This is a genomic window from Romboutsia hominis (assembly GCF_900002575.1).
GTDB lineage: Bacteria > Bacillota > Clostridia > Peptostreptococcales > Peptostreptococcaceae > Romboutsia_C > Romboutsia_C hominis.
The window spans coordinates 2,961,509-2,976,230 of the sequence record NZ_LN650648.1; the positions used below are offsets into that span (position 1 = coordinate 2,961,509).

Consider the following 14,722-nt stretch of genomic DNA (forward strand, 5'->3'; position numbering starts at 1 on the left):
AGTTAGTTTGTAATAATATGATAAGCTAAAAAAGAACTTATGCTTAAAAGGCATAAGTTCTTTTATTTATCGAAAAATAGAAGAAATAATTGTCAGTATAAAGACATAATCAATTAAATAAATTAAACTTCGATAAATAGATAAAATGTATATCAATAGTAAAATATGAGAAAAATTATTATTAATATACTACATTAGAATTGTATAAATAATAAGTGGAATTATATATAGATTATTGAATATATATATATAAAATAAAATTTATTATTAAATATGAAATTACAGTAAAAGAGAGGAAAGAGGTAATAAGTATAGAATTAATGACTAAGACCTTAAGTACTAACTATTTCTTGGGAAATATTTATATCACCACCTAGAGTTAAGATGTTTACATACTTATTATCAAAAAATAAAATTTAGTTATGTAATTATAGTGAAATACTCAAAGTAATTTATAAATTATAAAGGTAGGTGCTTATATGAAAATTTACGATAGTAGTAATATAAGAAATATAGCAATACTAGGTCATAGTGGATGCGGGAAGACAAACTTAATTGAAGCCATAGCATACACATCAAAGTTAACTAGTAAAATACCGAGAATAACTGATAAAATGAATATGACATACAGTATAGGATTAACTCCAGTAGAGTATAATGACTATAAATACAATCTATTAGACACACCAGGTTACTTTGACTTCTATGGAGAAGTAATATCATCTCTTAATGCAAGTGATGCAGCTATAATAGTTATAGATGCAACAACTGACGTCCAAGTGGGAACAGAAAAATCATTAGAATTAACTGAAAACATGCCAAAAATAATGTTCATAAATAAAATTGATAATGAAAAATCTAGATATAAAGATACACTAGCTATGCTTAGAGAGAAGTATGGCAATAAAGTAGTACCAATGATTATACCGATATACGAGAATAAAGAATTTATAAAATTACATAATGTTTTTGAAAATATGGATGGATTAGATGGAGAATTTAAGCAAGAAGCTATGAGTGTAAAAGAAGCGCTAATGGAGCTTATAGCAGAAACAGATGATGAGTTATTAGATAAGTATTTTAGTGGAGAAGATTTAAGTGATGCAGATATACAAAAAGGGATAACTATAGGTATGCAAAGAGGAGATATAATTCCTGTTATATGTGGTTCAACTATAAACAATATAGGAACAACTGAAATATTAGAAACTGTTTCAAAATATTTGCAGCCAAAGTACTCTAATATAGAGGCTAAATTTAAAGGGCAAGTATTTAAAACAATAGTAGACCCATTCATAGGAAAAATGTCTTATATAAAGGTAACTCAAGGTAAAATAAATAAAGACTGTGAATTATTTAATTTGAATAAATCAGAGAAAGAAAAAATATATAATATATATACTATGAAAAATGGAGATCTTATAGAGCTAAGTGAGGCTAGATGTGGAGATATAATAATCGTAACAAAAGTAAATTCACTTCAAACTGGTCATACTGTATCTATAAGTAAGGATGAATACGAATTAGAAGATATAAACTTACCAAAGCCACAAATATATTATGCAGTGGTTCCTAAAAATAAAGGAGATGAAGATAAGATAGGTTCTGCATTAAATAAAGTGGTTGAAGAAGACCCAACTATTAAGTGGTATAGAAATCCTGAGACAAAACAAGTATTAATAGGAGGTCAAGGGGAACTCCATATAAATACTATAAAAAATAAGATTAAGTCAAAATTTGGTGTAGATATTGGTTTAGAAGATATAAAAGTAGCTTATAGAGAAACTATAAAAGGAAAAGCTGAAGTTCAAGGTAAGCATAAAAAGCAGTCAGGAGGTCATGGGCAATACGGAGATGTCAAAATTAAATTTGAAAGAAGTAATTTAGATTTTGAGTTTGCTGAAGAAATATTTGGTGGATCTGTACCAAAACAATATATCCCAGCAGTAGAAAAAGGTATAAAGGATTCCATGGTAAAGGGAGTTTTAGCAGGTTTTCCAGTTACAAATATAAAAGCAACTTTATATGATGGGTCATATCATGATGTAGACTCATCAGAAATGGCATTTAAATTAGCAGCAGGTATAGCATTTAAGAAGGGTATGGAAGAGGCTAAGCCAGTTTTACTAGAGCCTATAATGAAGTTTAAGATAACTGTTCCAGAAGAGTATATGGGGGATATAATGGGGGATATAAATAAGCGAAGAGGAAAAATACTTGGAATGGAATCTGATGAAAAAGGAAAACAAATAATATATGCAAATGCTCCACAAGCAGAAACTTTTAAATATGCAATAGATTTAAGGGCCATGACTCAGGGAAGAGGTTATTTTGAGATGGAATTAGAAACATATGAAGAAGTTCCAGCTCAATTAGCTCAAAAAATAATAGAGTTGGAAAATAATAAATAAAATTTAAGGCTCTAGATTGCTCATCTAGAGCCTTAAATTTTTTAGAAAGTACAAGTTAAACCTTGGAACAATAATGAAAAAAATGCATATAAATTAGATTAAATATACATTTAGTAGATGTGTATTATGAAGTAACTGAATGATATTAAAAAGGTTGACTATAATTAATTACTAAATTAATCAAATATAGATAGCATTAAGTAATTATTATAATAGAGAGGAGGGTAAAGTTTGTATTTCAACAGATTTACTCAAAGGGCAAAGAGATCAATAGATATAGGTATAGAAAGTGCACAAAGTTTGGGTCATAAAGTGGTAGGTAGTGAACATATCTTATTTGGCTTAATAAAGGAAAAGGAAGGAATAGCAGGAAAAGTATTAATGCAGTTAGGGCTAACAGATAGCATAATCAAATCAAAAATAATTGAAATAAAAGGCAACGCTAATGAGCCAGTAGAAGATGTAACATTAAGTCCAAGGAGTAAACAAATATTAGAGCTCTCTGGCATGTTTGCTAATAAGTTAAGAACTAATTATATAGGAACAGAGCATATTTTGTTAGCGATAGTTCAAGAAGGCAATGGTACTGCTATGAAAATATTAAACTTAGAAGGTATTGATGAGAGAGCTATTGTGCAATTAATAATTGATATGATGGGATTAGAGGAGTACTCAATACAACAAGAAAAAGAAGAAAAATACACAGTTAAGGTACAAGAGGAATCTCTAAAACTTTTAGATAAATATGGTAAGAATCTTGTAAAACTAGCTTCCCAAGGTAAATTAGACCCTGTAGTTGGTAGAAAAATTGAAATAGAGAGAGTTATACAAATATTAAGTAGAAGAACAAAAAATAATCCAGTTGTAATAGGAGATCCAGGCGTAGGAAAAACTTCTATAATAGAAGGATTAGCTATAAACATATCAGAAGGAAATGTGCCTGAAACTTTAAAAAATAAAAGCTTATATACTTTAAATATGGGTTCTATGCTAGCAGGTGCAAAATATAGAGGTGAATTTGAGGATAGAATAAAGCAAGTTATAGATGAGGTTATAAAAAATGGCAATGTAATTCTATTTATAGATGAAATACACACAATAATAGGTGCAGGTGCAACTGGAGAAAGTACAATAGATGCATCAAATATACTTAAACCTGTACTATCAAGAGGAGAACTACAAATTATAGGAGCAACAACAATAGATGAATATAGAAAGCATATAGAAAAGGATTCAGCTCTTGAAAGAAGATTTCAACCAGTAGTGCTTAAAGAACCATCTAGAGAAGAAAGTATAAAAATCTTAGAGGGTATTAGAGATAAATATGAAGATTTTCATAAATTAAAAATAAGTAATGAATCTTTAGTTGCAGCAGTAGATTTATCTATAAGATATATAACTGATAGATTTTTACCAGATAAAGCTATAGATTTAATAGATGAAGCTGCATCAAGAGTTAGGTTAAAAATAGGCAAATCATCAATTAAAATTTTAGGATTAGAAGAAGAAATCGAAAGCATAGATAAGGAAAAAGACAAAGCAGTAATGTATCAAGATTTTGAGAAAATTGATAAAATAAAAAAACAGCAAGAAAATTTGAAGAAAGAACTTAAAGAAGTAAAACAACAATGGAATGCTATGGGAAAATATACAGAAGTAGTTAAACCAGAAGATATTGCAGAAGTTGTAGAATTATGGACCAGTATACCTGTAAATAAAATAGTAGAATCTGAATCTAGCAAATTATTAAGGTTAGAGAAAATATTACATGAAAGAGTGGTTGGTCAAGAGCAGGCAGTGAAGTCAATTTCGAGAGCTATAAGAAGGTCAAGAGCAGGATTAAAAGATCCAAATAGACCAATTGGATCTTTCTTATTCTTAGGTCCTACAGGAGTAGGCAAGACAGAATTATCAAAAGCCTTAGCAGAAGTGCAATTTGGAGATGAAAATAAGATAATAAGACTTGATATGTCTGAGTATATGGAAAAACATGCAGTATCTAGACTAATAGGGTCACCACCAGGATATGTAGGTTATGAAGAAGGTGGCCAATTAACAGAAAAAGTAAGGAGAGATCCTTACTCTGTAATTTTACTTGATGAAATAGAAAAAGCGCATATAGATGTATTTAATATTTTATTGCAAATATTAGATGATGGAAGACTAACAGATTCCAAAGGTAGAACTGTAGACTTTAAAAATACTATAATAATAATGACTTCTAATGTAGGGGCAACAAAAATAAGCTCTCAAAGAATATTAGGATTCTCTACAAATAGAAATAAAGAGGAAAAAGTCAAGAGTGATTATGAAAATATGAAAGAATGTATAATGGAAGAAGTTAAACAAAAATTTAGACCTGAATTTTTAAATAGAATAGATGATATAATAGTATTCCATTCACTAACAGAGGAAGATTTAGATGAAATAGTAAAATTAATGACAAAAGAATTAGCATCGAGGTTGCAAGCTATGAACATAAACCTAAATATGACCGAAGAATCCATAAGATTTATATCAAAAGTTGGATTAGACTTACAGTATGGTGCAAGACCACTAAAAAGAGCCATACAAAAAGAGATAGAAAATCCACTTTCAGAAGTAATACTAAAAGGAGACATACGAGGTGGAAATGTTGTTATAGCAGAGGTAGAAAATAATAAGATAGTATTTAAGTGCAAATAGTAGTAATATATATAATAAGGGGGAGAGTATTCCCCTTTATTTTTATAAGCAAAAAATATTAGTATAATATATAGGTATATTAGCTATAAAGGATTTTAAAGATTCTACATAATATTATATAGATATGCTAAAATTATATAGACAAAAAGAATTTAAGGGTGAATTATATGGCAAAAATAAAAACAAAATATGTATGTCAAGAATGTGGGTATGAAACTTCAAAATGGTTAGGGAAATGCCCTGAATGTACAAAGTGGAATACTTTCGTAGAGGAAATTGAGCAAAAAGGAAGTAAAAAAGAAGTTTTCATTATAGATAAATCATCATCAAGACCAGTAAGTATAAATTCTATACAAACTAAAGAAGAAGAAAGATTTTCAACGTGTATAAATGAATTGGATAGAGTGTTAGGTGGAGGTGTTGTAAAGGGGTCATTAGTTCTTGTTGGAGGAGACCCAGGGATAGGTAAATCTACACTACTAATACAAGTTTCAAGCAATGTTGCAAACTCAGGAAAAAGAGTACTTTACATATCAGGAGAAGAGTCTGAATCTCAAATAAAAATGAGAGCTCAAAGGTTAGGTATAAGTTCAGATAATCTGTATATATTCGCAGAGAATAATTTAAGTATAATAGAAGCTCATTTAGAAAGTATAAATCCAGAACTTATCATATTAGATTCTATTCAAACTGTTTATAGCCCAGAAATATCATCAGCTCCAGGAACTGTTAGCCAAATTAAAGAAGGTACATCTAAATTCATGAAAATTTCTAAAAAAATGGGTATATCAACCTTCGTAGTTGGACATGTAACAAAAGAAGGTTCATTGGCAGGTCCTAAATTATTAGAGCATATGGTGGATACAGTTTTATATTTTGAAGGAGAAAGATATAATACATATAGATTAGTAAGAGCTGTAAAGAATAGATTTGGTTCGACTAATGAACTAGGTGTCTTTGAAATGAGAGATTTAGGTTTGGTAGAGTTAGAAAATCCATCTAAGATACTTATATCAGAAAAGCCAAAAGATGTGGCTGGTTCTGTAATAATATCTACAGTAGAAGGGACCAGACCAATGCTTTTAGAACTGCAAGCATTAGTATCCCCAACTAGTTTTGGTATTCCTAAAAGGACAGCTACAGGGGTTGATTATAATAGAGTTGCTATGTTATTAGCTGTTTTAGAAAAGAGAGTAGGATTGCAAATTCAAAATCAAGATGTGTATTTAAATATTGTAGGGGGTATAAAAATAAATGAGCCTTCAATAGATTTAGGTATAATAATTGCCGTTGCATCAAGTTTTAGAAACATTGAAGTTGATGAAAAAATAGCAGTAACAGGAGAAGTAGGTTTAACAGGAGAAGTAAGAGCAGTTAGCTATATAGAAAAGAGAATAGCTGAGTGTAAAAAATTAGGATTTTCAAAAATGGTTATACCAAGAAGTAATTATGATGCAGTAAAAGATGTTAAAGGTATAGAAATATGGCCAGTTGATAATTTAAGACAAGCTATAAATATAGTACTAGGGGGTAATAAATAATAATGGAAGATATCTTAAATAATAAGAATGTATTACACGCATTAAAAATGATATCTCCTGGAAGTCCATTAAGACAAGGTTTAGAAAATGTACTAAAAGCTAAGACCGGTGGTTTGATAGTTATATCAAATGGAGAAGATACAATGAAGGTTGTAGATGGAGGATTTAATATAAATGCAGATTATTCACCTGCATATTTATATGAATTAGCAAAAATGGACGGGGCTATAGTACTTAGTCAAGATGTTAAGAAGATATTATTTGCAAATGCACAATTAATACCTGATTATTCTATTCCTACATCTGAAACAGGGACAAGACATAGAACAGCAGAGAGAGTTGCAAGGCAGACTGGTTCTATAGTTATTGCTATATCTCAAAGAAGAAATGTAATAACTGTATACAGAGGAGATCAAAAGTATGCGCTAGAAGAAATATCAAAAATATTTACAAAAGCTAACCAAGCATTACAGACTTTAGAAAAATATAAAGCAGTATTAGATCAAGCTGTAGCAAGCCTAAATGCATTAGAATTTAATGATTTAGTAACTATATACGATGTAGCAATTGTACTTCAAAAAATGGAAATGGTTATGAGAATTACAAGTATAATAGAAAAATATATTATAGAGCTTGGGCAAGAAGGAACACTAGTCAGAATGCAGTTAGAAGAATTAGTTGGAACAACTAAAATTGACCAAAAACTTATACTAAAAGATTATAGCAAAGAAGATATAGACATAAAGTTATTTAAAAAGAAAATAAAAACATTATCTCCCGAAGAATTAGTAGATTTAACTAATATGGCTAAACTTTTAGGTTATAGTGGATTCTCTGAAAATATGGATATGGAGATAAGACCAAGAGGGTATAGAGTATTAAATAAGATACATAGATTACCATCAACTATAATTGAAAATTTAGTAAATTACTTTGAAGATTTCCAAGAAATACTAGATGCATCTATTGAAGATTTAGATGATGTAGAGGGGATAGGTGAAATAAGGGCAACATATATAAGAAATGGACTAATAAAAATGAAACAATTAGTATTACTAGATAGACTTATATAATTTATTAATAAGGATTTAAGATATATTTAAGGACTTTGTTGTTGAATAAATATGGTATTATAGATTATAATAAAAAAATATTAAGTATTAATCCGGGGGTGAAGAATTGATACCAAAAGTGATAAGATTTATAACAAGCATACTGGGGTTTGCTCTAGGTATGACTACATATGCAACTTTAATGAAAGCATTTCCGGCACTTAAATTTGGTGCAGAGATATATGGTTTAATTGCATCTGTTTCAGTTGGGATAGTTGTAGGAATCATATTCTATGCAATAGAGCCGTGGTTTACTGATAAATTTAAGGATATTGCTAAGGTTATGGATAAAGAAATATCAAAATATCCTCAAACAGATATATTACTAGGATCTATAGGTCTTATAGTTGGGTTCGTAATAGCTTACTTAGTAAGTGGTATAATGAGCACAATACCTATAATCGGAGGATTCTTAGCTTTTATTACATATGGGTTTATGGGCTACTTAGGTATAAGAGTAGCATTAAAGAGTAAAGATGACTTATTTAACTTAGGAAAGTTAAGCAAAATTTCAGGATCTATGAAAGATAAAGGATCTAAGAAGGAAATAAACAGGGTTATACCACCTAAAGTATTAGATACGAGTGTAATAATAGATGGTAGAATAGCAGACATATGCAAAACTGGATTCGTTGAAGGTAAATTAGTTATACCTGAATTCGTTTTAGATGAATTAAGACATATAGCGGACTCTTCAGATGACTTAAAAAGAGTTAGAGGAAGAAGAGGATTAGATATACTTAATATAATAAAAGAAGAACTACAAATAGAAGTTGAAATTACTAAAACTGATTTTGACGATATAGCTGAAGTAGACAGTAAGCTTTTAAAGCTAGCTAAGACTCTAAATGGTAAGGTTGTAACTAACGATTACAATTTAAACAAAGTAGCACAAGTTCAAGGTGTTGAGGTATTAAACATAAATGAACTAGCTAATGCTGTTAAGCCAGTAGCAATACCAGGAGAAGCTATGGTGGTTCAAGTAGTAAAAGAAGGTAAAGAACATAGTCAAGGTATAGCATACCTAGATGATGGTACTATGATAGTTGTAGATGGAGGTAAAAAATACATGGGACAAACTATAAGTGTTTTAGTTACATCTGTATTACAAACTCCAGCTGGAAGAATGATATTTGGAAAACCTAAAGTTTAAATTTTAAAAGTCTTCGTATTTTCGAAGGCTTTTTTGATATAATTTATTAGATAAAGTAGTTAATATATAAGTGTTAATTGTATATAAAGAGGTGATTAAATGAATGGCGTTGTTATAGTAGCAGCTGGTAGTGGAAGTAGAATGAAAATGGGGATAAATAAACAATTTATAAAGCTTAATAACAAAGAAATAATAGCATATACAATAGAAAAGTTTTATAAAAATGATGATATACAAGATATTGTTGTAGTTATAAAAAAAGAAGAAGAAGAATTCTTTAAGAAAGAAATTATAGAAAAGTATAATTTACATAACATAAAGATTGCTTTTGGTGGGAAGGAAAGACAAGACTCTGTATATAATGGACTTAAAAGTTTAAATAAAGATTGTGAGATAGTATTAATACATGATGGGGCAAGGCCATTTGTAACAAAAGAAATTATAAGAAAATCAATAGACGAAGCCAAAGAAAATAATGCAGTAGTTGTAGGAGTACCGGTAAAAGATACTATAAAAGTGGTTAATGAAAATAAAGATATAATAGATACACCGAATAGAAGTACTTTGTGGGCAGTTCATACACCACAGACATTTAAATACGATATATTACTAAAATCATATGAAGATGCCTTTAAAAATAATTTCTACGGAACAGATGATGCAATGTTAGTAGAGGAAATAGGATATAAGGTTAAAATGATAGAAGGTTCATATAATAACATTAAGATAACAACACAAGAAGATTTAAGTATAGGATCACAAATATTAAAAGATCAAATTTAACGGAGGCTATATAATGAGAGTAGGATTAGGATATGATGTTCATAAATTAGTTGAAGGTAGAAAACTTATAATGGGTGGAGTTAATGTTCCACATGAAACGGGATTATTAGGACATTCAGATGCAGATGTTTTAGTTCATGCAATAATGGATTCTATGTTAGGAGCATTAGCATTAGGAGATATAGGTAAGCATTTCCCTGATACAGATGAAAGATATAAAGGAGCAGATAGTATAGAATTACTTAGACATGTAAATAATCTAATAATAGAAAAGGGATATACTATAGGTAACATAGATGCTACAATAATAGCGCAAGCGCCAAAAATGGCACCACATATTCAAAGTATGAGAGAGAATATAGCTAATGCTTTAAATACTAACTTAGACAGAATAAATGTAAAAGCAACAACAGAAGAAGGACTTGGTTTTACAGGTACAAAGCAAGGTATAGCATCACAAAGTATTTGTTTATTAGTTAAAGTTGACAACTAATATGAAATAATATAATATTATCTCATAAGTATGGAAAAATAAAATTAATAATTAATTATTCCTTAAAATGTGCAACAATAAATGAATACAATAATATTATTATTAATAACAACATACAATAAATAAAAAACATAAATCAAAGCTATAATAAAGAAATAGTAAAAGACTAGAGTCTTCACAGAGAGGGAACATTTGGTGAAAGTTCCTAAGATATAATCTTTGAACCAATCTTTTAGCATAAAGGTGGTAACAAACCTTTACGGTAGGGACCGTTATATCCCCTAAAGAGAGCCAATGGCTAATTAGAGTGGTACCGCGGAAATTCAACCTTCCGTCTCTATACATATGTATAGAGACGGAAGGTTTTTTTTAATATTAAGACTTTCAAAATATAAAACAGGAGGAAATAACTATGAAAATGTCAAAAATGTTTATGCCAACATTAAGAGAAGTTCCAGCTGATGCAGAAATAACAAGTCATCAATTAATGATGAGAGCTGGTATGATAAGAAAGATGGCATCAGGAGTATATAATCAATTACCAATGGGTATAAGAGTTTTCAAAAAAATAGAAAACATAGTAAGAGAGGAGTTAGAGAAAAAAGGATGCCAAGAAATACTATGTTCAGGATTAATACCATCTGAGTTATGGAAAGAGTCTGGAAGATGGGACGTAATGGGTGCAGAAATGATGAGAGTGAAAGATAGAAATGATAGAGATTTCTGCCTTGGACCAACTCATGAAGAAGTGTTCACAGATTTAATAAGACAAGAAATAACTTCTTACAAGCAATTACCACTTAACTTATATCAAATACAAGTTAAATATAGAGATGAGAGAAGACCTAGATTTGGGGTTATGAGAACTAGAACTTTCACTATGAAAGATGCATATAGTTTTGATATAGATGAAGCAGGATTAGATAAATCATACCAAGATATGTATGATGCTTATACAAATATATTCGCTAGATGTGGATTAGATAATAGTCCAGTTCAAGCAGATACAGGAGCAATAGGTGGATCTGTTTCAGCAGAATTCATGGTTAAATCAGAAGTAGGAGAAGATGAAATAGTATTCTGTAGTGGATGTGACTATGCAGCAAATATGGAAAAAGCTGTTTCAGTAAATACTTCTTTAGATAAAGAAGAAATGAAAGAATTAACAGAAATACATACTCCAAATGTTCACACAATAGAAGATTTAGAAAAATTCTTCAACTTACCAGCAAATAGATTTGCTAAGACTTTAGTATATGAAGTAGATGGAAAGACTGTTGTGGTTGTAGTAAGAGGAGATAGAGAAGTTAATGAAACTAAGGTTGCTAATGCTATAGGTGGAGCAGTAGAGTTTGAACTTGCTAGAGAAGAAGTTGTAAGGGCTGTAACTAAAGCAGGTATAGGATTTGCTGGACCAATAGGTGTTGAAGCTGACTATGTATTTATAGATAATGAAGTAGCTGAACAAAATAATTTAGTTATAGGTGCTAATAAAGATGAATACCACATACAAAATGCTAACTATGGAAGAGATTTCGAAGGTACAGTTGGAGATTTCAGAAATGTTACTGAAGGAGATAAATGTACTAAATGTGGTTCTGAATTAGAAATAGCTAGAGGGGTAGAAGTTGGTCATATATTCAAGTTAGGAACTAAGTACTCAGAAACTATGGGAGCTAACTATATAGATAAAGATGGAAAATCTAAGCCAATAGTAATGGGATGCTATGGTATAGGTATAGAAAGAACTGCTGCTGCTATAATAGAGCAACATCATGATGAAAATGGTATAATATGGCCATTATCAATAGCTCCATATCATGTAGTAGTTGTACCAGTGAATATCAAAAAAGCAGAGCAAATGGAAGCTGCTGAAAAGATATACAATGAGTTACAATCTATGGGTGTAGAAGTATTATTAGATGATAGGGACGAAAGAGTTGGAGTTAAGTTCAAGGATAGCGAATTAGTAGGTATACCAATGAGAATCACAGTTGGTAAAGATATAACTGACGGTAAAGTTGAATTTAAATTAAGAGATGCCCAAGATAAAGAATTAATAAGCTTAGATGAAATAAAATCTAAAATAGAAGCTGAGTTTGTTAAGAATAACGTTAAGTTAGGATAGTATAGATAATAAATAGTATATATAATTCACTAAACTATCAACAAAAAATGGTTAATATGTGGATATATATACTATTTTAATTGTGTAGAAAATCATATTATCCACAAAATTTTAATATAAAATAAGAGCTTAAAATAAGATAAATTTAAATTTTTTTAAGTTAGTACTTATAAAATAGATTTATAGGTGTATACTTGTAGGTATAAAAATATAATAATATCGCGATTTTAACATAGATTTGGGTAAAATAACATTACAATATATGTGTTATTCTGATATTATAAATTTATACATAACAACTATTAGAGGAGGCTATTCAAATGAATGTAAGAGTAAGATTTGCTCCAAGTCCAACTGGATTTGTACACATAGGTAGTTTAAGAACTGCTTTATATAACTACTTATTTGCAAAGAGAATGGGTGGAGAGTACATATTAAGAGTAGAAGACACAGACCAAACTAGATTAGTGGATGGTGCAATAGAAAATATGCTTAATGCTATGAGTTGGGCTGGAGTTAATCATAGCGAAGGTGTTATGATAGATGAAAATGGAAACATAACTCAAGTAGGTGAAAATGGGCCATATATACAATCTGAAAGATTAGATATATATAAAGATTATATAAAACAATTATTAGATAATGGACAAGCATACTACTGTTTCTGTACAAAAGAAAGATTAGACGAAGTAAGAGAAAAGCAAAAAGAAGCTGGAGAAACTCCAAGATACGATGGTCACTGTAGAGATCTTTCTAAAGAAGAAGTTGAAGCTAAGATAGCAGCAGGAGAACCTTACGTTATAAGATTAAAATTACCTGAAAATCATGTTATAAAATTCACTGACTTAGTTAGAGGTGAAACAGAATTTAACACTAATGATTTAGATGACCAAGTTTTAATAAAGACTGATGGATTCCCAACTTATCACTTTGCAGTTGTAGTTGATGACCATTTAATGAAAATAACTCATGTTATAAGAGGAGAAGAATGGGTTTCTTCAACTCCAAAGCATGTTTACTTATATGAAGCATTTGGATGGGAAGCACCAACATTTGTACATTTACCAAATATACTTAACAAAGAAAAGAAAAAGTTAAGTAAGAGACATGGTGATGTTGCAGTTGAAGACTTCAAGAAAAAAGGATATTTACCACAAGGATTAGTTAACTATGTTGCATTAGTTGGCTGGTCTCCAGAAGACAACCAAGAAATATTCACTATGGAAGAATTAGAGAAAGCTTTCTCTGTAGAAAGAGTATCTAAGAGTGGTGGAGTATTTGATACAGAAAAACTAAACTGGGTTAACCAACATTATATAAAGGAAGCAGATGATAGCTACTTAACAGACTTAGCTATACCTTTCTTAGTTGAAGCTGGTCTTATAACAGAAGAAGAAGCTACTACTAAGTATGATTTTATAAAAGGAATGGTATCAGTTGTTAAAGAAAAATTACAATATGTAAAAGAAATAACTGAACATGCTAATATATTCTTCTCAAATGAAGTTAAATTAGAAACTGAAGAATGTAGAGAATTCTTAAACTTAGAACATATACCAACTTTAATAGATGCATTACAAACTAAGATAGAAAATGCAGAAGTTGTAGATGAAGCATTTGTTAAAGCTATGTTTAAAGAAATACAAAAAGAACACGGTATAAAAGGTAAAAACTTATTCATGGGTTCTAGAGTAATATTAACAGGACAAATGCATGGACCAGATTTACCAAAGACTATGGAAGTTCTAGGAAAAGAAAATTGTTTAGAGAGAATAGCATACGTTAAAAACAACATATTATAATATGAAAAGAGCTCACCTAGTTAGGTGAGTTTTTTTATTAATTTCAACATAGATTATATAAATAGCATTAAATAATAATTATATTTATTTTAAAATTTTACTAAATATATTATATTCAAAAAATGTAGCATATCTAGGAGTTTTATATATAATAAGAGAAATAAACAAAATAGAAAGAAAGAAATATATGTTAATTTTTAGTACTATGAAGAGTAAAAAATTATTTGTGTAGTATTTTGATGAAAAGATTTATGGGTATAACTAAAGGGATTATTTAAAACAAAGTTAATATATAAAAAGCATAAGAAAATAAATTATTTGAAAAGTTATTTTTAAAATACAATATAGTTTTACTTTATACCAGGGAGGGTAACTATGTATAGTAATAATAAAGATGATATAAAAAAAGAATTGAAAAGTTTATGTGCAGATTATGTTAACATACTAGAGAAGTTAAAAAAAGAAAAAATTATAAGTGAAGAAACTTATAATACTTGTTCCTTAAAAAAAATTTCATTTTTAGAAGAATAAACCTATAATTTTTTTGCAATCAGATTTTTTTAAAATCATAAGGACATAATAGTAGTACTATTAATTGTAAAGAATTTAAACTA

At 29.4% G+C, this 14,722-nt stretch carries 10 protein-coding genes and 1 other annotated feature; all 10 genes read left to right on the forward strand.

Annotated features, from left to right (window positions below):
- The first annotated feature begins 479 nt into the window (after positions 1–479).
- The 10 genes from FRIFI_RS14590 to FRIFI_RS14635 all read left to right on the forward strand — a co-directional run bounded on the left by FRIFI_RS14590 (position 480) and on the right by FRIFI_RS14635 (position 14,639).
- A complete protein-coding gene (locus FRIFI_RS14590) occupies positions 480–2,411 on the forward strand; it encodes an elongation factor G (protein ID WP_166506176.1) in 1,932 nt (643 codons plus the stop codon).
- 231 nt (positions 2,412–2,642) lie between these two features.
- Positions 2,643–5,096 carry an ATP-dependent Clp protease ATP-binding subunit gene (locus FRIFI_RS14595; RefSeq protein WP_166506177.1) on the forward strand — a complete coding sequence of 818 codons (2,454 nt, stop codon included), beginning with the start codon at positions 2,643–2,645 and terminating at the stop codon, positions 5,094–5,096.
- Between the two features lie 167 nt (positions 5,097–5,263).
- A complete protein-coding gene (radA, locus tag FRIFI_RS14600; protein WP_092921740.1) occupies positions 5,264–6,637 on the forward strand; it encodes a DNA repair protein RadA in 1,374 nt (457 codons plus the stop codon).
- Between the two features lie 2 nt (positions 6,638–6,639).
- Entirely contained in the window at positions 6,640–7,710 is a 1,071-nt protein-coding gene (gene disA / locus FRIFI_RS14605) for a DNA integrity scanning diadenylate cyclase DisA (protein WP_166506178.1), read from the forward strand.
- A 106-nt stretch (positions 7,711–7,816) separates the two neighbouring features.
- Complete coding sequence (locus FRIFI_RS14610) at positions 7,817–8,902, forward strand: PIN/TRAM domain-containing protein (RefSeq protein WP_166506179.1); 1,086 nt, start codon at positions 7,817–7,819, stop codon at positions 8,900–8,902.
- Between the two features lie 99 nt (positions 8,903–9,001).
- A complete protein-coding gene (ispD, locus tag FRIFI_RS14615) occupies positions 9,002–9,685 on the forward strand; it encodes a 2-C-methyl-D-erythritol 4-phosphate cytidylyltransferase (RefSeq protein ID WP_092921746.1) in 684 nt (227 codons plus the stop codon).
- Positions 9,686–9,698: 13 nt separating this feature from the next.
- Complete coding sequence (gene ispF, locus FRIFI_RS14620) at positions 9,699–10,178, forward strand: 2-C-methyl-D-erythritol 2,4-cyclodiphosphate synthase (protein WP_092921748.1); 480 nt, start codon at positions 9,699–9,701, stop codon at positions 10,176–10,178.
- Positions 10,179–10,313: 135 nt separating this feature from the next.
- Positions 10,314–10,520 (forward strand) — a binding site (T-box leader).
- A gap of 70 nt (positions 10,521–10,590) precedes the next feature.
- Positions 10,591–12,306, forward strand: a complete 1,716-nt coding sequence (locus FRIFI_RS14625; protein ID WP_166506180.1) for a proline--tRNA ligase — start codon at positions 10,591–10,593, stop codon at positions 12,304–12,306.
- Between the two features lie 320 nt (positions 12,307–12,626).
- Entirely contained in the window at positions 12,627–14,108 is a 1,482-nt protein-coding gene (gltX, locus tag FRIFI_RS14630; RefSeq protein ID WP_166506181.1) for a glutamate--tRNA ligase, read from the forward strand.
- A gap of 375 nt (positions 14,109–14,483) precedes the next feature.
- Complete coding sequence (locus FRIFI_RS14635) at positions 14,484–14,639, forward strand: hypothetical protein (RefSeq protein ID WP_166506182.1); 156 nt, start codon at positions 14,484–14,486, stop codon at positions 14,637–14,639.
- Positions 14,640–14,722: the final 83 nt, after the last annotated feature.